This is a genomic window from Streptomyces sp. BK208 (assembly GCF_004364245.1).
In the GTDB taxonomy this organism is placed as follows: domain Bacteria; phylum Actinomycetota; class Actinomycetes; order Streptomycetales; family Streptomycetaceae; genus Streptomyces.
Window position 1 is genome coordinate 108,634 of the sequence record NZ_SOAV01000009.1, and the last position, 22,820, is coordinate 131,453.

A 22,820-nucleotide genomic window follows, 5' to 3' on the forward strand; every position below is an offset into this window, starting at 1 on the left:
GTCGGCCGCGGACGTCAGGTCGGCCACGGCCACCACCGTTCACCCTCCCCTAGGTGAACCAACGGCTGAGGCCCCGGCGTCGGTGTCCAATGAAACAACTCTATATCCGCGCGCACCGACAACCGGGCCCGGATGCGGGAAGTTCCCCGTACGGAATCACCGAACGTTCTGCGCAGGACCGATCAGGCAGCCGCCGCCAGCTTTCGTCGCCGCTTGGGCGGACGGGACGCCTTCACCGTGGTCGTTGCCTGAGGGTCCCGCTGAGCGAGTAGCAGCGGGGCGAGGTGCTCGGCGATGGCCCGTCCCAGCCCGACGGGCACGGCGTTACCGATCTGCCGTGCGATGTCGCTCCTGCTTCCACACCATTGGAAAGACTCCGGGAAGCCCTGCAGTCTGGCCGCTTCCAGGTGTGTGATGGGCCGATGCAGCCAAGGGTGCAGGTAACGGCCCTTCTCCGGTTTAAAGAACTCCGTACGGATGGTGACCGACGGCTTGTCGCGGTGCAGTCGCCCCATGACGTCGGCGGAACCGCTCTTGTGCTTCTTCCAACAAGGCGCAAGCAATTCGAAGGGGATATCGAACCGGTTTCCCCCCTCGGGAATGGAACGATAGCGCGCCATCGAGATCGGCTTTATGCCGTTTCGGCGCAGATGAAGCTCGTCCATACGGAACGGGCCGGCGATCTTACGCCCGTTAGCGGACACCTCGCGTGTGGGTAGATCGGAGGAGAGCTTGCGCAGCACGAGGTCGGAAATCGTCTGCCATACGGTGCGTTCGGGCCCGGCAGCCGGAGTCGGGATGAGCGCGGCCTGTAGTTCCATGTCCGTCAGGTCATCGATTAGACGAGCCGAGTCCACGGCGGATCGTAGATCCTTTCGGATTCCGACGACAATCGCACGGAAACGTCGTTGCGGCACACCATAATCAGCAGCGTTGAGAAGATCATCGTAGATGAAGTATTCGGAGAGAGCTCCCCCATCCCGAACTTCTCTGCGCAAGAGTTCGAATTCGGTAGAATTCCTGAAGGCGTCGACATTCTCCATAACGAAAGCCATCGGCCGGACGGTTGAAACCACATCCAGATAATGGCGCCAAAGCTGGTTGCGCGCATCGTTCGGATCTTGGTTTCCAAGCCTCGAAAACCCCTGGCAGGGCGGGCCACCCAACACGATGTCGGCTTCGGGGAGTCCTCCGGGCCTGTCGACCCAGTCCGCGATATCCCCTTGGTGGATATGCGCCCCGAATTTCTCGGTGAAGTTCACCGCGTACGTAGCCGCCGCCGCCCGATCGAGCTCGACGGCTGCGACGGGCCGGTACACCGGACGGCCGCCGCACTTCGCGTCGACGAAGCCCTGCGTCAGCCCACCGCAGCCGGCGAAGAGGTCGATCGTCCTCAGCGGAGCGAGACCGGGATCCCCCGCCTCCACTTCGGAGGCGTCGACTTCATTGTGTGGTTGGCGCATTGGCGCACTGTAGCCGGCCACCAGGCCGGAAGGCAATCTCCCAACTGTACAGCTCAACAGCGTTTCGCGCCGGCCCCCAATCAGGTCCATTTCGGACTGCTCGATCAGGTCATGCAGCACCTTAAGCTCGAGGAGTGGACCTTGGGCACCCTTCACGCGGATCATCCGACGGCCCCGCGAGCCGACGGCGCACCTCTGCCTACCGCCCGCCCTCCCGCGCTTGGCGCCCAAGGGCCGGGATGACGAGGACTGATCGCAAACGTGAACAGGATCGAGCCGCCGGAGGTCACGCCAAGCGTTTCGTGAGCGACGAGTCCGGCGTCAAAGTACCCGCCACCGTCGTCCTGACCGAGTCTCGAAGGACGGGGCACGTCGTCGCCAGACTCGAATGGGCTGTCGCAGGACGCAGACGCCGATACTCCCTCGGCGAAGTGGACCACCCCACCCGGAGCGCGAACCTTCGTGCCGCTTGGCTCCTGGCCGAAGAAGCCGGGCTCCTGGTGGCGGAGGAGATAGGGAACTCCTGGGCCTCGTCGAGCGGTACCCGGGCGTCGATGCGTTCCAATCGAGCACGCGACACCAAGCCCGAGCTCAGGCTCCGCTCCTCTCTGCATCGGGAAGGGCTGCGCTTCAGGGTGAACGCCAGGCCGGTGGCCACGTTGCGCCGAACCGCGGACGTGCTTTTCACCAAGCACAAGGTGGCGGTGTTCGTGGACGGCTGCTACTGGCACGGGTGCTCCACCCACCGGTCGATCCCATCGACGAACAGGGAGTTCTGGGTGTCGAAGATCGAAGGCAACAAGAGCCGTGACAGAGAGACGGACAGCCTCCTGGTGGAACACGGCTGGTTCGTGGTCCGAGTCTGGGAGCACACGCCGATCGACGACGCGGCCGCCCTCGTACGACTCGGACTGGAGGAGTCCAAGTCGAAGCACGCCGCCCGTGTGCTCAGAGCGGACGTCCGTTGAGTAGATCGTCCAGGGCGTCCGCCTCCCTTCGCAGCACGATTCGCCCGTCTCCGTCGCTGTAGGCGAGGAGCCGGGCGCCGGGGGCCAGCCCGGCCTCGACGAGAATCCCCATGGGAAGTTCTACGGAGCCGTCCTCACGCACCAGGGCCTCAGCCGGTTCTCGGATCATGCCGCCAGGATCGCACGCCGCTCCCACCCCCGTATTTGCCCTGGGGGCGGCAGGCGCATCCAGCGTGACCAGACCTCGTAGTCGCTCTGCACGGGTTCGCAATCCGCAACGAGCCGCTTCGGCCCGTCCTACATTGCGCGTCGCATGACGGCCTGGAGGCCACATCACCTGGGCTGTCGGACCTCCGCCAGAACATCGTCCAAGAGTCCCCTCACATCGCTTCCGCCCAGCACCAGCTGTCGATCGAGCAGCCGGTTCCCGGTTTCGCAGGAGGTCTCGCTCACAAGGGAGCAACCGTGGCAGGCCGAGAGGTTCAGCTGCGAGGCTCCCTGCCGATCGCTCTCGATGCAGACCGGGTCGTTGGAACAGATGTCCGCGTCGTCCAGAGCGGCCACCAGGAGCGGGATCAACTTCTCGGGGGCCCCGAGTCTGACGAGGCCGCCGAGGGTCCCCTGAGCGTCCCCCGCCGCGGTGTAGATCAAGATCCCGGCGGTCTTGTCCGTACGGTCGGAGTTAGCGTAGATCCGCTCCTGCAGCGCGGCGGATGCATAACCGCTTGCGAACGCCAGTCGCCGGATAAGCAGGTGCGCCAGCGTGTGCAGGGCGATGTACCTGGGTTCCGGCATGTCGAGGCGGCCGGCCCAGGGAGAGTCGGCCCTGCGCTCCTTGAGAATGCCGGCGCGTGCCTCCACCTCCGGTTGCGCCTCCCACTCGGCGAGCTTCCGCTCGTCGAACCGCAGGAAGATCCCCTCCCCGTACAGCTCGATCGCCGGGTAGGTGGGCCAACGCCGCTGGTCCGAGCCCAGATCAACGCTGATCATCGCCGCTTCTGCGTCATGACGCCGGAATCCTCGTAGAGCACGGACCTCACGGACCCTGCGCACCTGCCCGATGCCGCTGATCTTGCCGAGCAGACTCTGCGGCCCTGTGACGCCTCCGAGGCTTCGTCCGTCGACGACGAAGTCGCTTCCCGAACCGTCGCGTCCACCGTCCAGCTTCTTCAGGAACGCCGCCCACTCACCATCCTTGAGATCGAGCAGCATCTCGTCCGGTGCGGTCTCCTCCCCCGCCGCCACGGCGAGGACGGTTTCCGACGTAACTCCGAGATCGTCGGCGATCCACTCCGCCACCTGCTCCGACAGGGGCCCGCCGTTGTCCGTCACCACCTTCTCGAAGAACACGTGCCCGCGGATCTTGTCGGCCGCCTCCGCGGACTGCGGACGTTCCTCGGGTATGTCGAGAGCCGAGATCCTCTCGGCGATGTAGTTGCCCGTGGCACCGCGCTGAACGGCGACCAGCTCATACGGGCAGGGCTTCTTGACGGAGTCCTCCGGCTCCCAGGGTTGCCGCCCCGCGCAACGGATCCCGTCCCGGTGCAGAGCCCCCTTCGTCACGAGTTCCGCGAGCCTGCGTTCGTTTCCGCATCCATAGCACTTCACCACCAACGCCGCGAGACCTTCGCCACGGGTAGCCAGCTTGTGGAACCTGAGCGCCTTGTAATCGCGGCAGAAACGGACCGCTTCGCTCAGGCTCGCCCCGCGCCCACGATGCGCCCACTTGAACCAGTTGACGTCCTGGGCGTGGCTGCCCTTCTCACAGACGGCGATGTAGCGCATCGGTACGAGGGCGCCGCCACACTCACAGGCGTTACTCCACTTACCTTTCTTTTTCCCGGTCAGCTTCGAGAGCTTGTCGCAGCGTTCGCAGAACCGCCAAGCGGGAAAGCGCCAGTAGGGCAACGCGGGAGTGTCCTTGCCGGCGCGACCCGCGTGTTCCGGCGGTTGCCTGAGGACGCCGGCACCGAGGCGCGCCATCAGACGCTCACAGCTGATCTCATGGGCGAATCTCTTGTCCCACCAGGACGTGTCCGGCGCCATGAGCGACTCACCCCGGACGTCGACGATCGCTCCCACACCGAACGGCGAGATCGTCTCGGAGAGGCGCAGGTCATGCCTGATCTTCTCCACGGTGCACCTCCTCCTGCGGCTCCTGGACCTCGACCGCCACGTTTGGCTCCACAGACCTCATCGAGTCTCCGACGAGCCACCCTTCTCCGGGCTGACCGAACCTCTTCAACAGAGCTGCTTGATCCTTCTTCGTGCGCTGGTAGTACAGCGGCTCGTCCGCCTCGCGTGCCTGTGCCGCCCGCCGGTCCCAATCCCTTAGAAGGCTGCCCACCGCAGAGCGCGTCTCCTCCGCTTCGAGACCGTCGGCGCGCGTCACGTAACCGAGAAACCCGTCGACGAGTCGGTCGACCGCTTCGCGGATCTTGTCGTCCCCGAGGTCGAGCCGACCCGCTGCGTCGTTCGGGGCGAGCGCGCTGAACGACTGCCTCAACAGCGCCACGAGTGCGCCGGCGAGCGAGCGGTTGCGCGAGGCCAACGACCACGGCGTGACACTCGTGGGCTCTACGCTCCGGTAAAGAGCCTCGTGATAACCGCGGAAGGTCTCGAAGTGCGATCGGTCGCGGGCCCTGCTCGACCGGAACAGCGTGACGACGACGCCTTGCGTGTCTCCACGCCCGACACGGCTGGTGGCCTGGATGTACTCGGCCGTGGTCTTCGGCTGCCCCACCATGAGCATCAGCGCGAGCCTCGGAATGTCGATGCCCACGGAGAGCATGTTCGACGAGAGGACCACGTCCACGGCGTCCGACGACTCGTCGACCCCGATCCGGAGCGCACGGAGGTCGTTCGGCAGTTCCTCCGCTCCGCGGCGACTCGTCAGTTCGAGGACCTTTCCGGCCCTGACGGGACGCAGCGGGAAACCGAGCCTTTCGGCACGAGGCTCCAGACGGCCGTTGACGTCGTCGACGACCAGCGTTCCGGTACGCCCGAGCTCGCGGAGGCTGTTGTGGTACATGACCAGCGTCCAGTACGCGTCCCGTGGCGCGGCGGACGGAGCGCGGGCGGCGAGTGCCTCCGGCATCTCCACCATGGGAGTGACGGCGGCGATGACGGCCGACGGTTGCGAGACCGACTGCGGCATCAAACCGACGTAGAGACGCCCTTCTCCGCTCTCCACGGGGCGGGAAAAGAACGTCCGGTCGTCGTCGAGCCCCGACGGCGGGTACAGGGCGACTTTTCGTCCGTAGAGCCCTCCCACCTGTTCCTCGGACGCGCGGATGGTGGCCGTCGAAGCCACGATCTTGGGGCTGACCCCCGACCGGCTCAGCAGGAGCTGGATCACCGCGTCGAAAACGGCGACGGTGGTCCCGAGCGGCCCCGAGAGCAGGTGCAACTCATCCTGAATGATCATGGACGGTTGCTTGAAAATGGTCCCGAGACCGAGCAGCCTCCCGGCTTCCGGCTTGAACTGCAGACGTGCGAACTTGTCGACGGTGGCCAGCAGGATCGTGGGCGGTTCCTCGTACAACACCTCGTCGACGACCGCGAGCGGAAGCCCGTCGGTGAACTCGCACGACTCGTCGACGCAATGGAGTACGACGTCCGGTCCCACCAGACGCATGCCGTAGGCATGCGGCTTGTCGCTCCTGAGCTTCGGCACCATCGGCGTCAAACACCACGGGCAGCTCTCGACCTGGAACTCGTTCGCCTCTTCCGGACGCGCGGCCTTCTGAAGACGCTTGAGCGCGTCACGCGCCTCTCCACGCGTACCGGGGGTGACTTCGTTGCCGACCCACAGACCGATCGAGAAAGGCGCCATCCCCTTCGCCCGGCCGTCCGTGGCCCGCAACCTCTCCATCGCACAGACCAATGCCGCGGCCCGCTGGAATTGCTGAGCGGTCAGGAGCCGCAGGGTATAGCGGGTGATGACGGCGGTTCCCCCACCGGCCGTACCGTGGTCGAGCCGTCGGCGGAAGACCTCGATCGCGGCGAGACCCAGGTATGCCTCGGTCTTACCACCACCGGTCGGAAACCAGATGAGGTCGACGAGTCCCCGGTCCTCGTGCCTCTCGTCAACGGTGGAAGCCAGCGAGACTAGCAGGAAGCCGAGTTGGAACGGCCGCCACTCCGGTTCCCGCACCTGGTCCTCCGGCTCCCCACGGTTGATCGCCCCCTGCCGCATCTGAAGGCGCATGGCGGCCATGCCGAGTGAGAATGCCGTTCGGAGATGTTGCTGTTCCGGTGACCGGAGGAGGTCGACGCCCTTCTTCATCCTGCCGACCGTGTTCTCCGAACGTTCGGCGATACGGACGGCCACGGCTTTGTCGTCGCCGAACGCTTCCGCCCGTTCCATCTGCCGGGAAGCCCAGCCGGCGAACGCCTCGACGAAGGCGTCCAACGATTGCAGTACCGCTCCGGGGTCCTCGTCGATCTGCTGGAGGTGCCTCATCTCCAAGGCCCCGGCTTCGGCCGTCCCCTCGTCGAAACCCGTGGTCTCGACGGCGGGCACCACGAACGCCGGGACGGGTTCGAGGAAGATCCGTGTGCAACGGCCAGCCGTGAACTCCCAGTCCGCGGCCATTCCGTGCCCGACCGCGTAGACCTTTCGGTTGCGGTACCGCAGACGCAGCTCGGCGGCTTCCGGATCGGCATCGAACGAACGCGTCGTGTCGTACTCCAGGATCTCTGCACCAGCGGGCGGAGTGACGGCCAGACGGACCTGGAACAGCATCCCGGGGATGTCGAGACGGTCGTCACCCGTGGACTCGGTCAGAACCCGTACATGGACGGTGACCAACGAGTTTCCCCCGAAGACGCGCCAGCGCGATCCGACCTCGACCGAAACACCCCCCACGGACAGGCGCTCGATCTTCTTCTCCCGCCGGAGCTCGATGACTCCGGCGGAGAACGGAGTACGCCGCCATCCGGGTGGCCCGTCCCCGTCGACGACGGCGTACGTGCCGCACGAGAAGTCGACGTCGACGGAATCGCCGTCGGTGACGAAGGAGATCGCGACGGACGAGGGCCTCCAGTCCTCTGCCAGGGGGACCCCGGCGCCGCTCTCCTCCACCTCGCCGTCCGGGACGTCGGCGGAAACGTCTTCGTCCGTGTCTCCGCCGCCGTGAGTCCCTCGATTCCCGGCCTCGACCGGGAACAGCATGCCGACGGCGTACTGCCGGTGAGGCAGGTTCGTCGTGACCTCGTCATCGCCCGCCTCGGGCCCTACGTAGGACTCTCGAAGGTGTTCCAGGGCCTTCTTCTGAGCCACGGTGAGGTTCACTTGCAGACCTGCTTTCGAAGAAGAGCCTGGAGCCGCTTCTTGTCCTCTTTGGACGCGATCACGTGGAGCGTGACCCGCGCCCTCGTGACTGCCACGTAGAAGGCGGCCAGGCCCCGATCGTCGTACTCACGGGGCAGGCCGCAGACGATGACGTGCTCTGCTTCCAGCCCCTTGGCGAACCGCGGGTTCGTCACGAGGAACCCGGCCTCGCTTCTATAAGGCTCGGCGCCCTCGGAGACGTTGATGATCCAGATGTCTTGACGACGGGCGCCGTCCGCGACGAGGTCCCGGGCCACGGATTCCGCGGCGTCGACGTCGGCCGTCCCATCGGACCACCGCCACTCCACTCGGTCACCGTGGACGATGCCCGGGTCTCCGACGTCGGCACCCAGGTATTCCTGCACGACGTGGACGATCGCCCGGGTGTTGCGGACGTTCCGGTCCAGGTCGTACTGGAGCGCCTCCTGCTGGACCAGCTCACAGACATCCGGGTCGAATTCGCCGTCGACGCGTGCCTGGTTGTTCGGATCCAGGAACATCCTCCACCGACCGCCCTCGCGACCTCCGCGGATCACGGAGTCCAGTGCGTCCATACCCTCGGCGTTCATAAGGTCCTGCGCCTCGTCGACGAAGACGACGTCGTACTGCTTGTCACCTGACAAGTCCGCGAACGGAAGAAGATCGATGTCTCTGCCCTCGATCCGCGGGCCGAAGAAGTCGACGAGAGCGGGTGAGTGGAAGGTGATGAGAACCGACTTTCCCTCGCCCGCCTCCTGCTTCGCGCCTTCCACCAACACCAGGGACTTTCCGGTGCCCGCACCGCCGAAGACGAGCATCCTCGGGTTTCGGGAGAGCGCGGCCAGGACCCGTGCCTGCCCCTCGGTCGCCCGGTTCTGCTCCTCCAGGACGGCGCCCCGCTGTGCATCCATGACGGGCATCCGCGTGAACTCGCCGAAGAGGCGTGCCCGCAGGGTCTCGGACCGAGCGATCCTGACTCCGAAGGGTGCGGTCCTGGCCTCACCGGCGACCTTTTCGAAGGCTTCCGTCATCGCCGCGGTGGTCATCTGGTCCCTAGCCCACCAGTGGCTCCCCTTCCACTCGACCGCGGCCGGAGGCGCGTCGATGTCGGGGGTGAGGGCGACGGCCTCGGTCGCGAACCAACCGACGCCTTCCTCCTGAAGAATGTCCCGCAACGCGTACATCGCCGACTGCGCCTGGTCCATCGGGGACTCGCGCAGCTTCTTCCAGTCACCGTGGCGGTCGATGGAGTACCAGACGCCGTCGTACTTCTTGACACCCCCGCCCTTGACCTCGACGATGACGACGACACCGTCCCAGAGCACGACGAAGTCGGCTTCCCCCTGCTGCTTGACCGCATGACTCCGCAGCTTCACCGAGTGGAAGGCGACCGCCCCGTGGGGCCCGTCGATAGCCCGCAGCAGTCGCGCCACCCGCCGTTCGGCGTTGCTGGTGGTCGTCGTCTCGACGTCGGCGAGATCCGGTACCAGGATCATGCTCCCTGCTTTCGCCAGAGGTCTTCGTAGGCGCGGTATCCGAGGAAATCGTTTACCGCCCCGAAGTTGTCGGCGACGTCCACGATGAGGCACTCCGGTTTGCCGCCGTTCGCGGGGCCGCGCAGTCCGCGGCCGGCCATCTGGATGTACGCGCTGGGGCTGAACGTCGGCCTCGCGATGTACAAGGCCCGGACACCGGGTGCGTCGAAGCCCTGGATCAACAGATCGCAGTTGGCCAGGACCCGGATCTCCCCCTTCTTGAACTTCTCGATTACGTCACGGCGTGCCTGCCGTCCGGTCTGGCCGCTGACCGCCTCGGCCGCGACCTGCCTGTAACGAAGCGTGGCGGCGAGGACCTGGGCGGACAGGACGTTCGGAGTGAACACGAGGATCGGCCATTCCGGGTCCCTGCGAAGAATGTCCTCCACGAGGATCCGCATGCGGGCCTGGTCCCGCCCGATGCGGTCGAGAACCTTGGGCTCGAGTTTGCGCCAGGACTGCACCTGCTCGAGTTCGTCCGGCTTCAGTGCGACGTCCACGCCCTTCAGCACCTCGTGTCGAACCCGCGCGAGGACGCCCCTCTTCGACAGCTCCTCGTAGGCGTTGCCTCCGAAGGCCCTCATGATGTGGTGGCCGAAGCGGGCCGCCAGCTCCTCCGTCGGCTTGGTGACGACGTCGCTCTTCCCCTTGAACGGGGTGGCCGAGACGCCCACCAGAGGCCGCTCCCAGCTACGGCCGTCGACTCCGAGCCACCTGAGGATTTTCGTGTACATCTTCGATCCGCCCGCCCGGTGGGCCTCGTCGATGAACACCGCGGACGCGCGACTGAGCCACTCGTACTCGGGGGTGTCGGCGACCCTGTCGAGCTTGGCGTCGGTGGCCACGACCACGCTGAACTCGGTATCGGGCTCGTGGACCACGTTGGAGTTCCAAAGCCTGCCGATGGTCAACGGACGCTCGTCGCCGAGCCATCGCCAGACGGTCTCGAACGTCTGCACCGCCTGCTCGCAGAGCTCCTCCGACTGCGCGATCCAGATCACGGTTCCGCTCATGTCGCCGTCGACGAAGAGCCGCAGCACGGTTTCGGTGGCGACGCGAGTTTTTCCGGCTCCCGTCGGAAGTTCCACCATGCCCTTGCGTGCGCGCCCGTCCGCTTCCCGGGACGTCAGAACCTCCTTCAGCTCCCGGCTGATCTCCTTCTGGAAATCGTGCAGAGGGTTGAGCCTCACGGCACCGGGCACGACGAACTCCTCGTCCTGGTGCCGACCGCGGCGTCCGGCATACTGCGTGCCGAATCCCATCTTCCGGAGCCAGGCGACGGTCGACGCTCCCCCCGCCCACGCCGTGGGAACGTCCGTGTACCCCTCGACGCTGAATTGATCTTTGAGGAATCTGATCGAGTCGCTGCCGTAGACCGTCAGGAAGAGCTCCGCAACGGACGTGGAGTCGTCCACCAGGCCCTGCCCTTCGAGTGCCTGCCAGAGCCCCTTCGGCAGGCACTCCTTCAGCGTGTCGTCGCCGAAGAAGATCTCCAGGCGCTCCGCATCACCGGTTGCGGCACGGGCGGCCTGCCGCTGTTCCTCCAGACGTTGGTCTGCACGTGCTCGGAGGATGTCGCTCAGCTCGGCGTTCGACAGACGCAGGTCGAACGCGCCGTTGACGATCTGCAGAACGCGCTTTTCGTCGAGGTCGGCATGGACCACAAGAGTCAGCCCCTCGAGATGCCACTCGAGCGTCTGGTCCTCGACGCCGTCCTCGGTGGTCACGCGCTTCGTGATCTGGACGGCCTTCGCCACGGTCGCGTTCACGACCTTGTCCTCGACGAACGTCGAACGCAGCCCGGCGTACAAGTCGATGACGCGCTCCTCGCCCTGCCGGCCGTCGACCAGCAGCGAGAAGGAGAAGCTGTCCTCGAACCGACGACATCCGACCTCCTCGACGAGCAGCTCCGCTTCGTCGGGGTCCGCCTTGAGGTACGGCTTCTGCCTCATGCTGAGGAACGCGCGTTCTTCTTCGGTCGTCGCCAAGTACACCGCGTCGGGCCGCCTCGCCTCGATGACGCGTCCAACCCTGGCGGGGATGAGTGCCGGACGCCCGTCCGGGAATGCGGTCCTGCCGGCAGTGAGAACGAACCCCGTCAGGGCCCCGTTCTTGATCGGCTTGAGGACCTCCGACCGGAGCGCTTCGCGCATGACTTCCGCCGGAACCTCGTCCAGTCCCTTCGGCAGTGCCAGGGCGTCTTCGACGTGGCGCGGTCCGCGGAAGAGAGGCAGCAGAGCCTCGTACTCGACGAGCGACGCGGAGACTACGTGACCGGGTGCCCGGTACCCGCGGCTCGACTTCAGCAGGCCAGCCTGGTCCACCGCCCATCGCACGGGGGAAGCGACTCGGTGGGTGAGCCCCGTGTCGACGTCCGTGCAGAGCCAGTGACCCGTCTCGTCGAGCCGGAGCAGCCTCTCCGTCCAGTGTTCGCGGATGCCCTCGGGCGCCTCCGCCTCCTTCAGCATCAGGAGCGCCGAGAACGGACCCGGACCGTCGCCCCTATCGAACTCGACCTCTTCGACGGGGCGCTCTCCGGGCCCCAGCCTCCGGTTCAGCTCGTCCAGGACGTACTGGCAGTAGTCGTCGAAATGGACCTCCTCTTCGACCGAGTACGAAGCCACAGGTTCTGTGATGACGCCTGCTGCATGGGCGATCTGGGGAACGCACTTCGTCCTGTCCAACACTCGGTCGGCAATGCCGTCACCGAGGCCGTCGATGTCCAGCACGTACTCGGGCGACGCCCAGCCGCCGTCGCGTGTCGGAACCTTGAGGGAACCTGCCTTGTTGCCCGCCACGAGCTTCTGCGCCTGCGCTATGGGCACGTCGACGGCCGCGTCCCAGAATTTCGGAAGCTCGTCGTCCTCCGACTCCGGCGACAGCTTGGCCATCCTGGCCTCGAACTTCGCGAGCGGATCCAGGTCCCGGAAGCCCCTGTCACCGAGCTTCTTCTCGACGCCGGGAACGGCTAGAAAATTCGGATCGACGAAGCACGATCCCTCGACCTCGATGCCCTCCACGCGATGGAGGAAGACCTGACCGCGATCCTTGACGGACTTCATGCCGCGAGTCGTGGGTATGACCTTCGCGGAGCCGATGCCGTCGACTCTGGGATTCCGCAGCACGAAGTCGAGCGCTCTCGCGGCAGAGGCCGCGTCGGCCCCCTCCGCCCACTCACGCAGCCACGACAGGACGCCTCTCTTGGGTACCTTCTCCAGCGCCTTCGCCTCATCCCTCGGCCGCGAGTCGACGAAGGCGGAGGAGGCACTGCACACGTAAAGCGTCCGCAGACGCGTCATACGCTGATTGTTGGCGTAGCAACGCCAGTGCGGCACATCGCCGCTAGTGTGGGGAGACTTGATCCACTCTTCGTGGTCGCGCTCGGACGCCTCGCTGACGCGGAAGTCGAGAGGACGGAGCTCCGGCGGCGTGCGCAGTACACCTGCAGCATCGGGGATCAGAGCCCTCTCGCATCCGAGCTGCGGGATATGAACGCAGAGGATCTCATCGCCGAACGAGTGGGTCTCGCGACCACGTGCAGGCATGTAGTCCAAGTGCGCTGCAGGATCGTCGAAGGACGAAACCTTCGGCAACATGTCGAGGAACATCCCGGAGAGAGTCACGAGGATCTCCCGGTTGTACGCGTTCGCGAGCAGCGTGGTGCGGTCGTCGTTGACGCTCCAAGGGGCGTTAAAGAGGGCGGATGCCGACGTCCTGTCCTGGAGCGGGAAATACGACCAGAACCCGCCCGTCTTCAGTTGGGCGAACCGTGCCGGCATGGCGACCGTGACCTTCATCCGGTCACGCGACACCGCTTCACCGACCTCGGTCCGAGCCTCGGGGCTGGGTGCGTGCATCCGATTCTCGACGTACCACTCCTCGTGGTCACCGTCGGGACGCTCGATGCGGAACCTACCGTCACCGAGGTCACACGACACGTGGCTCGTCACGAAGTCGGCGTCGGCGCCGACGACCCGGAGCCGGACCTCGCGCACCGAGTTGACGAAGAGGAGGAACTCGGAGCGGAACTCCTCGATCTCCCTCCGGAGGTTCTCCAACCTCGACGCATGCGGCAGTCTGACGATCGTCACCGCCCAGTCCGCCAGCTCGGCCAGGATCGGGTCCTCGGCGAACTCGACGTCGGCATCGATCCGCGTCAGGGTCCTTAGGACCGGCAGCCTCTTGGATGCGGGGGCGATCGCCGCGAGGGCCGTCTTCGCCTTGGGGGAGTTGAACTCGAAGGCGATCGACCGGCTGAACACCTGCGGAGCGTCGGTGACCGCGAGCACAGATTTGAACCCGAGTCCGAACCGCCCGATCTCATCGCCTCTCTTACCGCTGAGGTGCGCGTGCGCGAGCGTGGTCAGGCCGCTACGCGAAAACGGACGCCCGGCGTTCGCGCAGTACAAGGTCTGGCGATCGAGGTCGAGGACGATCTCGACCCGCCCGGCCCCCTCCTCGTGCTCGGCGGCTCCCGACATCGCGTCGGCCGCGTTCTGCACCAGCTCCAGTAGCGTGCGGTTCGAGTAACCGCCGACTCGGATGGACTCCTCCTGATTGGCATGCTCCGCGATCAGGTGCGAGTTCGCACGATACGAGTTGGTCGCCCGCTCGAAGAGGTCGTCGACCTCGCGAACCAGACGCTCGTCGGGAATCCAACCGGCTCGATTCGTCGCCACGCCTACACCGCCCCCGCTGCCGACACAGCAACGCACCACTGCCAAAGCCGCACTTGCATGGCTCCTGAAACGTCGATCACCATGTTCACCGGCGATGTGTCACACACCACACCACCGACCTGCCACGGACTGTAGACGCATCCACTGACAGACCGACCGGTTATTAGCAGATAGGTCGTCGAAGCAGGAGGATAGAAACCTACGCCAAACCTTCACAAGTTGTAAGGCGCAGGTACGTCACGGGTCGGTGTCGACGGGTCACTCAGCGAGAGCCGAGACGACACCGACTCGGTGGCACAGGAGGATGGGCCAAGTGAACGGGAACGTCGCACGGTTGCCGGCGTGAAGGTCCTCGCCCGAGCTGGGGTAGGAAACGCTGTGGGAGCCGTTTGGGAGCCGACCCGCTCCCCAAGCCCGTTCCATACGGCGTGAGACCAAGCGAGACCACCCACCTGACCAGGGCAAACAGGATTCATGCTGGCAGGGGTGGTAGCCGAACCTCATTCGGGACGAAGAGGTCGTGGGTTCAAATCCCGCCACCCCGACAGCTGAAACAGCAGGTCAAGGGCCTGACTCTCTCTGAGGGTCAGGCCCTTGCTGCGTCTCCGGAGATCGTCGGGGAGAAATCTGAGAGAAGATCTTGGTCGGGGTCTCCCAAGCCGCTGTAGCCACGCCACTCGATCACCGGGTCACAGCATCGTGGTCCCGTGCACAACCGCGAACCGGTCACTCCGGATGACCGTGTCACAGAGCGCCCGGCAGCGAACGCGTAGAGGCTGCGCGCAGCCCAACGGGCCAGCGCTTATCGATTCAACTGGCCGATCGGATACGCCGCCCGCGCGCACCACTCATGTTCATGCGCCATGTCAACATGCTTCTTGTAACTCCGTACTGGAGCATTGCTTCCGCAGGGTGCGCCTGGCGATGGACCACGCCGCTTCGTTGGTGATGAGGAGACTGCCGGCCAGCCAGTCGGCCTCCTCTTCGATCACTCCATCCCAGTGCCTACAACCGTGAAGGTCGAGCGCAGGTCCGGGTGGGTGCATCAGGAGCGCATACGCGTTTTCGTGATCGGCTGAGCTGTTCTGCCGCCCCGGATCGTGAGAGTCGTTCACCCAGATCTCTCGCCGCGACGCCGCGGGGACGGTCAAAGCACTCACGGCTTCCCGCTCGTCGGCGAGGAGTCGACCGATCCGTGCGTCATGGGCTATCGCCGAGCTGAAAGTCTTGACCGGGAACGCCAAGTGTTCGGCGAGTCGGGCGGGTGCGAGTGGCGACGCGGGATGGAGCCCCAACTCCTTCCGCATCTGCACCGCGAGACGGTTGGCTTCAGCCTTGAAGCCATGACGCAACGACATAGGGAGCTCCCCTACTCCGGCTGATCGTTCACCAACTGGTTGTAGGCGACAGTGATCAGAGCTTCGAGGGCTTCCGCAGCCTGCGGCGTGAGGTTGCGATCCGATCTGTCCTGTCTGTCCCAAGCGAACCCGTCCTTTGACATCCGATCGAGGCGTTTGGCAACGAACTCAGTCGTCTCGGCTTGCCCGACAGGAAATCCAGTCGGAGGGGTGATCACGCTGCGGCGCCGAATGCCGGTATCGACAGGAGTGGAGAGCACTGCCCCGCCTGCCGAGGTGTCGTGTCGACGACAAACGCGGGAGTAAGCAGCGCCGTCCGTTGCTGGACCGCGCGACGGTCAGGTTCGAAGACGCATTGCCGGTCCGGCCGTTTCGGTGGTCGTGGGGCGGACGCAATTTCCCCGGACGGTGCTGGGCGGCGGCTACAGCGGAGTGCCGTCTGTGACAAGCGGCCGCAAGAGCTGCGAATGACGAAGAAGAGGAGCGTCAAAGTGTCACCTGGTGACCATCGGGTGACCGCTGCCCGCCGGGCGATTTGTCGGATCCCGGGGAAGGATGGGAGAGCGCCACGGCGAGCAATCACCCGCCGACGCCCCCTCGCACATCACCCGAACCGCGCCGGAAGGACATGTCATGACCGCCACCGCACCCAAGGCTCCGACTGCACCAGGGGTGCGGTCCTGGTGGGGGATCCCGTACGCCACCGCCGAGCGGTACCGCCGCCCCGTGGTCGCTGAGTTCGATCCGAACCTCCCTTATGACCGCAAGGGCGTCGTCTCCATCCAGCCCGACAGCGGCGACTGGCTCGAAGCGGACAGCGGGATGGGCGAGGACTGCCTGAACCTGAACGTATGGGCCCCCGAGCAGCCGGCCGGCAAAGCGCTCCCGGTGACCGTGTACATCCACGGCGGCGGATTCGAGTACGGCGCGAACACGCAGATCACCTCGAACGCCGCCGGCCTCGCCGCGACGGGGCGCGTGGTGGGCGTGTCCATCAACTACCGGCTCGGCGCCTTGGGCCCGCTCTCACTCTCGCAGTACGGCGGGAAGCTCGCCGAGGCCAGCAACCTCTTCCTCCAGGACGTCATCGCCGCACTCACCTGGATCCAGCGGAACATCGCCCACTTCGGGGGCGACCCCGACAACGTCACCGTCTACGGCCACAGCGGCGGCGCCTATACCTCCTACGGTCTGCTCGGCGCCTCTTCCGCCGACGGTCTGTACCGGCGTCTGGCCGGGTTCTCCGGCGGACCCGCCCGCTCGATTCCGGCCTGGTGGGCCGAGGAGCTCGCGCACCGGTTCGTCACCGAGCTCGGCGTCGCGGACAACCCGGAGAAGCTGCTCGACCTCGACCCGCTCCCCCTGCGGGACGCCCTGCGCAAGGTCCTTCCGACGGACCTCGGCGTCCGCGGCGGGGTGGACAACCAGGCCACCGGCGTCGTCCTGGACATCGGACAGCCAGGCGCGGTGGTACACGCTCACCCCCTGGACGTCCTGGCCTCGGGCGCGCGCCGCGACGTCGACGTGCTGCTGAGCATGGCCAGCGACGACATGGGCTGGTGGGTGGCGAACGACCTCGACCGGTTCGACCCGCAGACGATCGACCGCGTCGTCGACGAGGTCGCGGGGTGGCGCATTTCCCGCTCCCGCGCCAAGAAGATCGTCGATACCTATGACCAGGGCGGCCGTACCCCGGCCGAGGTCCGCGCCGCAGTCATGGCGGACTACCTCTTCGCGATCCCCGCCGCCCGCGGCGCCCTGGCCCACGCCGCCGCGGGCGGCAACGCACACCTTCTGGTGATCGGCCCCGCCGAGGGCGCGCCCGCCGTACACGGCACCGAGATGTATGCCCTGGTCGGCCAAGAGCAGCCGGGCCGCAGCGCCGAACAGGCCGAGCGCGACACCCGGATCCGCGACATCGTGCTCGACTTCGCCACCGGCGAGCACTCCCGCCTGTGGCCCGCCGTCACGGACAAGCCCACCGCGGAAACCGTCGGCAACTCCCCCTTCGAGGGCACCGCGCACTACCAGCAGGTCCTCGACCTGTGGGAGGGCATCGAACGCCCCTGACGACTTCCGGGTCGCCATCCGGAACAGCGCACCCAGAGGGCGAAACAGAGTGAGGAACTCGGCATGAGCCAATCAACAGCAGCCGGCGACGCCGTACAGGCGACGATGCGGGCCGTCGTCGTCACCCGGCCCGGCGGCCTCGACGCACTGGAGATCAAGGAAGTGCCGGTGCCCGTCCGCAAGCCCCGCTGGGTGCGGATCCGGGTGAAGGCGTTCGGCGTCAACGAGTCCGAGGTCACCACCCGCAAGGGCGAGTCAGATGCGGAGGTCACCTACCCGCGCGTTCCCGGCATCGAGGGCGTCGGCGTGGTCGACGAGGCCGACGAGGACAGCGGACTGCGGCCAGGCCAGCATGTGGCGACCATGATGGGCAACATGGGCCGCTCGTACGACGGCTCGTACGCCCAGTACGTGACCGTCCCCGCGGCGCAGGTCATCCCGTTCGACACCAGCCTGCCGTGGGACCTCGCCGGCGCGCTGCCGGAGATGTTCCAGACCGCGTACGGCTCCCTCGCCACGGGCCTGGGCCTGCGAGCGGGGCAGACACTGCTGATCCGCGGCGGCACCTCCACGGTCGGGCTGAGCGCGGCCACGATCGCGAAGGACCTGGGAGCCACCGTGCTGTCCACCACCCGCAGCCCGGACCGGGCAGGGGAACTGCGGGCCGTGGGCGTCGACCATCCCCTCGTCGACAACGGCACCCTCGCCGACCAGGTGCGCGAGCTGCTGCCGGACGGTGTCGACGCCGCACTGGAACTGGTGGGCTGCTCGGTCCTCGCCGACACCCTCCGCACCGTCCGCCGCCACGGCACCGTCTGCTTCACCGGAGCCCTGGCGGGCCAGTGGACGATCCCCGACTTCACCCCGTTCATGATCCCCAGCGGGGTGCGGCTGACCAGCTACGCAGGCGAGGCCGCCGACCTGCCGGCCGACGTCTTCGCCCACCAGCTCCAGGCCATCACCGAAGGGCGCCTCAAGGTCCCGGTCGCCAAGGTCTACCACGGCCTGGAACAGGTCCGTGACGCCCAGGCCGACCTCGAGTCCGGCACCACCCCGGGCAAGCACGTCGTCGTCCTGGACGACTGAGAATCGGACCATCGGGGCGCCGCACTCCGCTCACGGCCCTGTCACGTCCTCCCGGGCCGCGAACGCGGCCGGCGGGATGCCGGTGCGGTCGCGGAAGAAGCGCCCGAAGTTCGCGGGATCGGTGAAACCGAGGTGAGCGGCCACAGCGCGGGCGTCCCACCGGGCATCTCCCAGCAGACGCCGGGCTTCGAGGAGGCGCCGCTCGTCGATGAGCTCCCGCACCCCCTTGCCGGTGGCCTCCCGGGCAGCGCGGCTGAGGGTGCGGACCGAGCAGCCGAGCAGCTCGGCGTAGTCCGCGGCCCGGTGCAGTTCGCGGAAGCGCAGCTCCAGGGCATCCACGAACCGCCCGTAGGTGTCACCACGGCCCGTTCCGGCCGTCGCCGCGCCCGCGGGGGTGATGCCAGCGGCGCCCGCGAGGCGCAGCAGCAGCGATTCGAGCAGGTTGCGCCGCAGGGCGTGGTGGACATCGAGAGGGCGGCGCCCGAGGGCCCGGTGTTCGTCCAGGAGCTGCAGGGCCGTCTGCTGGAGCCAGGCGGCGTCGTCGGGGTGCGGGCTGAGCACGGCAGGGGCGTCGTGCGCGGTGAGCGGTGCCAGGAGACGCGCGATTTCGGGCCTCAGCACATCCGGCTCGAACAGGATGAACGGGCCGCGGGCGGCGCCGGGCGGATGCCAGCACTGCACGTGTCCGGGACGCACCCACAACCACTGGCCGGGCGTCACCGTCCGCGTGACGTGGTCGACGTCGTGCTGCAGCTCACCCTCGGTGACCGCGATGAGGTAGTGGAAGGTGGCACGGCCCGGACGGGGCGGGTTCCACGGCCAGTCGTCGTGCTGGGCGAAGAAGTCCTCGACGGTACTTACCTCAAGGCCGTACGGAGTGCCGACCGGGGGCTGGAAACCGTACAGCGGGACCTCGGCCGGTCCGGCCTGGCCGCTCGGGCTCGGGTGTCGCTTGTCGACCATCACGTGTCCGCAGCCTACCGCCCTTTTTGTCGGCTTCGAGGGAAGGATGGGACGTGCCGGCGCGACCGCCGAGACATCCGACGTCCCTGCCGCAGCCACCCGAGGAAGGCAACGCCCATGAACGGATCGACCCTGTACAAGACCGCCGCCGATCATGCGGAGGGACTCCCCGGAGCCCAGCTGGAGCATCCCTTCGGCGACGACTGGGAGGTCTTCAAGGTACGCGGCAAGGTGTTCATGCTGATGACCGAGGTGCCGGGGCGTCCCGTGGTGATCCTCAAAGCGGACCCCGGCGAGGCCCTCGACCTGCGGGAACACAACAGCCACATCACCCCCGGCTACCACATGAACAAGAAGCACTGGATCACGCTGGAGGGCGGTGACGGCGTCGACAAGGAACTCGTCGGAGAGCTCGTCACCGAGTCCTACCGGCTCGTCGTCTCCCGTCTCCCCAAGGCCGAGCGCCCCGTCGACCCGCACACCTACGGCAGCACCACGCGGGCGGCCCGGTGAGCGCGGCCGGCGACCGGCTCCAGGACACCGTCCGTCAGGCGGCCCTCGCGCTGCCCGGAACAGACCACGGCTACCCGTTCACCAAGCACCTTGACGTGTACAAGGTCGCGGGCAAGGTGTTCCTGATCGTCACCGACGACCCGGACGAACAGATCATCACGGTCAAGTGCGAACCCGAACACGCCCGCGCGCAAGTTCGCCGCTACGCCACGATCACACCGGGCCGCTACCTCGACAAACGGCACTGGATCTCACTCGGACCAGGCCCCGGCATCACCGAGCGGCTGGTCACAGACGCGGTCGAGGATTCCTACGACCTGGCCGTCGAACGGCTGCCGCGACGCGACCGCCCTGATGCTCGATGAGCACCACGAGCGCCTGAGCCCTCGCTCCCCAGCGGCCGTGCCACGCCCGCCGCATCCGCACACGACACCTTCGACGCGAGAGACCGATGGAACCGACCCTGCCGCTCTTCGACGAGGAGCCCGCCCGGCCACTCGCCTACCGCCTGCGCCCTACCCGGCTGGAAGACGTCGTCGGGCAGGACCACATCCTGGCCCAGGACGCCCCGCTGGGCCGCATGGTCGCCCAGCAGCGTCTCGGCTCCGCCATACTGTGGGGCCCGCCCGGCGTCGGAAAGACGACCATCGCCCGCCTCCTCGCGGACAGCAGCAACCTGGCCTTCGAACCGGTGTCGGCCACCTTCTCCGGCGTGGCCGAACTGCGGAAGGTCTTCGCCGCCGCCCGCAGCCGGCGCACCATCGGCCAGGGCACCCTGCTGTTCGTCGACGAGATCCACCGCTTCAACCGCGCCCAGCAGGACAGCTTCCTGCCCTACGTCGAGGACGGCACGATCACCCTGATCGGCGCCACCACCGAGAACCCGAGCTTCGAACTCAACGGCGCCCTGCTCTCCCGCACCCAGGTCCTCGTCCTCAAACGCCTCGACGAAACTGCCCTGTCCACACTCCTCGACCGCGCCGAGCAGCTCATCGGACACCGGCTGCCCCTGGACGACGACGCGCGCAGCGCCTTGATCGCCATGGCCGACGGCGACGGCCGCTACCTCCTCAACACAGCCGAACAGCTCCAGGCCCTCCCGGACACCGGCACCCCCCTGGACACCGCCGCGCTCGCCCACCACATCCAGCAGCGTGCCCCGCTGTACGACAAGGCGCAGGAGGGCCACTACAACCTGATCTCCGCGCTGCACAAGTCGATGCGCGGCTCCGACCCGGACGCGGCCCTGTACTGGCTCGCCCGCATGCTCGACGGCGGCGAGGACCCCCTGTTCGTAGCCCGCCGTCTGGTCCGCTTCGCGAACGAGGACATCGGCATGGCCGACCCGCACGCCGTCCAGCAGGCCCTTGCCGCCTGGGACGTGTACGAGCGCCTCGGCTCTCCCGAGGGCGAACTGGCGATCGCCCAGGCCGTCGTCCACCTCGCCACCGCCCCCAAATCCATCGCCGTCCACCGCGGCCTCATCGCCGCGCACCGCGCCGTCCGCCGCACCGGCTCCCTTATGCCGCCCGCCCACATCCTCAACGCCCCGACCCGGCTGATGAAAGACCTCGGCTACGGCAAGGACTACCAGTACGACCCCGACACCACCGACGGCTTCTCCGGCGCCGACTACTTCCCCGACGGTATGGACCGCGAGACGTACTACCAGCCCACCCGCAACGGCTACGAAGCCCAGCTCACCGAGCGCCTACGCCACTGGGCCGCCTTGCGCGCTCGTCGACGCAGCGGCTGACGTGGACGCGTGGGCGGCGGGCCAGAATCTCGCGGTCGGTGGCGGGGGAAGTCGGATCCGACGCCATGTTGAGATTCGCAGGTCGCAGGAGGCAAGAGAGTGATCGACGGTGAGCCGGCCGGTTGCGTCACGGTCCGGCCCGTCGAGGGCAGGCAGTGGCTGGAGCACTTCTACCTCGCTCCGGACCGGCAGGGCCGAGGGCTGGGGTCCGCCGTGCTGCGCTCCGTACTGGAGCGAACGGACGCGCAGGGCATGACCGTGGGGCTGAACGTCCTGCAGGGCAGTGCCGCCCGCCGGCTCTACGAGCGCCACGGTTTCGTCGTGGAGTCCCAGGACTCGATCGACGTCTTCATGATGCGGCCGCCCGGGGTGAGGGCGGGTGCTGCCGAGAATTCCCAGGTTCGGAATGCGGCTGCCGGCGCTGCCGTGCCGGAGGGCACGCCCTAGGCTCGGCGGTATGGGACAGCGGGGTGGGGCGGAGCAACAGGCGGACGTGGCGCAGAAGTTCACCGGTATGCGGCCGATGGAGCCGCCGCCTGCCGGGTCGGACGCGCTCGGGGTGACGACCCACTACCTGACGCATTTCAGGAAGGAATACACCCGCACGCGCGAGCTGATGAAGAAGAAGGCCCGCCGGACCACCGTGGGGATCGCGGCCCTGAACGGACTGATCGCCGTGCTCGGTGTGGCCGTCGCGGCCTGGAGGTCCTACGCCCCCTGGCTCGGGCTGGCGAGTACCGGTGTCGCGGGCATCGTCGGTGTGATCTCGGCGTGGAGCGGTCTCATGCGCCACCACGAGCTGTGGCAGCAGCGGAGTCTGATACTCGCGGAACTCCAGCGCGTCATCCGGAACGTCGAGCGCCGGGAAGCGGCGGGCGACGACCGGCAGCTCATCGCCCGGGAAGCGATGGAGCTGCTCGACGCGACGCTGAGCCAGGACGCCAGCAACTGGGGCAGCCTGAGCCGGACTCCGCTGGCCGGAGCCCCGTACCCGTCCCTCTCGGCGCCCGCCGAACGCTCGCAGGAGTGACGACGGCGCCGCCCGTGGCCGCCCGGCCGGCGACAGCCCTCGTACCGCTCCGCGGGTCCCGCCGACGGCCACGGCCCCGGCAGCC

At 67.2% G+C, this 22,820-nt stretch carries 15 protein-coding genes and 1 pseudogene; 8 read left to right on the forward strand and 8 right to left on the reverse strand.

The features are described 5' to 3' along the window. Window positions 1–182 precede the first annotated feature (182 nt). Complete coding sequence (locus tag EV562_RS22530; RefSeq protein ID WP_243860117.1) at window positions 183–1,628, reverse strand: DNA cytosine methyltransferase; 1,446 nt, start codon at window positions 1,626–1,628, stop codon at window positions 183–185. 137 nt (window positions 1,629–1,765) lie between these two features. Between EV562_RS22530 and EV562_RS35645 the strand changes: the two genes are divergently transcribed. Next, complete coding sequence (locus EV562_RS35645; RefSeq protein ID WP_238156415.1) at window positions 1,766–2,431, forward strand: very short patch repair endonuclease; 666 nt, start codon at window positions 1,766–1,768, stop codon at window positions 2,429–2,431. Here EV562_RS35645 and EV562_RS22540 read toward each other — a convergent pair. The 6 genes from EV562_RS22540 to EV562_RS22565 form a co-directional block, all read right to left on the reverse strand. Then, window positions 2,412–2,600: a hypothetical protein gene (locus tag EV562_RS22540; protein ID WP_030404633.1), complete on the reverse strand. Its 189-nt coding sequence runs from the start codon at window positions 2,598–2,600 to the stop codon at window positions 2,412–2,414. The two genes, EV562_RS35645 and EV562_RS22540, sit on opposite strands and share 20 nt — an antisense overlap. A 164-nt stretch (window positions 2,601–2,764) precedes the next feature. Next, a complete protein-coding gene (locus EV562_RS22545; protein WP_030404634.1) occupies window positions 2,765–4,567 on the reverse strand; it encodes a DUF1998 domain-containing protein in 1,803 nt (600 codons plus the stop codon). Then, on the reverse strand, window positions 4,548–7,727 hold the full coding sequence (locus EV562_RS22550; protein ID WP_030404635.1) for a helicase-related protein: 3,180 nt from the start codon (window positions 7,725–7,727) through the stop codon (window positions 4,548–4,550). Before EV562_RS22550 ends, EV562_RS22545 begins: the two co-directional genes overlap by 20 nt. Next, complete coding sequence (locus EV562_RS22555; RefSeq protein ID WP_133888642.1) at window positions 7,724–9,241, reverse strand: NERD domain-containing protein; 1,518 nt, start codon at window positions 9,239–9,241, stop codon at window positions 7,724–7,726. Before EV562_RS22555 ends, EV562_RS22550 begins: the two co-directional genes overlap by 4 nt. Next, window positions 9,238–13,959 (reverse strand): DEAD/DEAH box helicase family protein, encoded by a 4,722-nt coding sequence (locus EV562_RS22560; RefSeq protein WP_133888643.1) that lies wholly within the window; start codon window positions 13,957–13,959, stop codon window positions 9,238–9,240. The genes EV562_RS22555 and EV562_RS22560 overlap by 4 nt, the downstream gene beginning before the upstream one ends. An 866-nt stretch (window positions 13,960–14,825) precedes the next feature. Then, window positions 14,826–15,317 carry an ImmA/IrrE family metallo-endopeptidase gene (locus EV562_RS22565; protein ID WP_133888644.1) on the reverse strand — a complete coding sequence of 164 codons (492 nt, stop codon included), beginning with the start codon at window positions 15,315–15,317 and terminating at the stop codon, window positions 14,826–14,828. A gap of 633 nt (window positions 15,318–15,950) precedes the next feature. Here EV562_RS22565 and EV562_RS22570 point away from each other — a divergent pair. Together EV562_RS22570 and EV562_RS22575 are read left to right on the forward strand one after the other, a co-directional pair. Next, the gene (locus EV562_RS22570; protein ID WP_133888645.1) at window positions 15,951–17,387 is read left to right on the forward strand and encodes a carboxylesterase family protein; all 1,437 of its coding nucleotides are present in this window, start codon (window positions 15,951–15,953) and stop codon (window positions 17,385–17,387) included. A 63-nt stretch (window positions 17,388–17,450) separates the two neighbouring features. Continuing rightward, complete coding sequence (locus EV562_RS22575) at window positions 17,451–18,473, forward strand: zinc-binding dehydrogenase (RefSeq protein WP_133888646.1); 1,023 nt, start codon at window positions 17,451–17,453, stop codon at window positions 18,471–18,473. 30 nt (window positions 18,474–18,503) lie between these two features. Here EV562_RS22575 and EV562_RS22580 read toward each other — a convergent pair whose 3' ends face one another. Continuing rightward, on the reverse strand, window positions 18,504–19,439 hold the full coding sequence (locus EV562_RS22580) for an AraC family transcriptional regulator (protein ID WP_133888647.1): 936 nt from the start codon (window positions 19,437–19,439) through the stop codon (window positions 18,504–18,506). Window positions 19,440–19,553: 114 nt separating this feature from the next. Here EV562_RS22580 and EV562_RS22585 point away from each other — a divergent pair, with 114 nt between their 5' ends. The 5 genes and pseudogenes from EV562_RS22585 (at window position 19,554) to EV562_RS22605 (ending at window position 22,735) form a co-directional block, all read left to right on the forward strand. Beyond that, on the forward strand, window positions 19,554–19,949 hold the full coding sequence (locus EV562_RS22585; RefSeq protein WP_133888648.1) for an MmcQ/YjbR family DNA-binding protein: 396 nt from the start codon (window positions 19,554–19,556) through the stop codon (window positions 19,947–19,949). Then, the gene (locus EV562_RS22590) at window positions 19,946–20,314 is read left to right on the forward strand and encodes an MmcQ/YjbR family DNA-binding protein (RefSeq protein WP_133888649.1); all 369 of its coding nucleotides are present in this window, start codon (window positions 19,946–19,948) and stop codon (window positions 20,312–20,314) included. The genes EV562_RS22585 and EV562_RS22590 overlap by 4 nt, the downstream gene beginning before the upstream one ends. An 86-nt stretch (window positions 20,315–20,400) precedes the next feature. Further along, window positions 20,401–21,705, forward strand: coding sequence for a replication-associated recombination protein A (locus EV562_RS22595; protein ID WP_133888650.1), 1,305 nt, complete (start codon window positions 20,401–20,403; stop codon window positions 21,703–21,705). Between the two features lie 102 nt (window positions 21,706–21,807). Then, a pseudogene (locus EV562_RS22600) lies at window positions 21,808–22,152 on the forward strand (GNAT family N-acetyltransferase); the annotation flags it as partial. Between the two features lie 10 nt (window positions 22,153–22,162). Beyond that, window positions 22,163–22,735 (forward strand): SLATT domain-containing protein, encoded by a 573-nt coding sequence (locus tag EV562_RS22605; protein ID WP_166661949.1) that lies wholly within the window; start codon window positions 22,163–22,165, stop codon window positions 22,733–22,735. Window positions 22,736–22,820 lie beyond the last annotated feature (85 nt).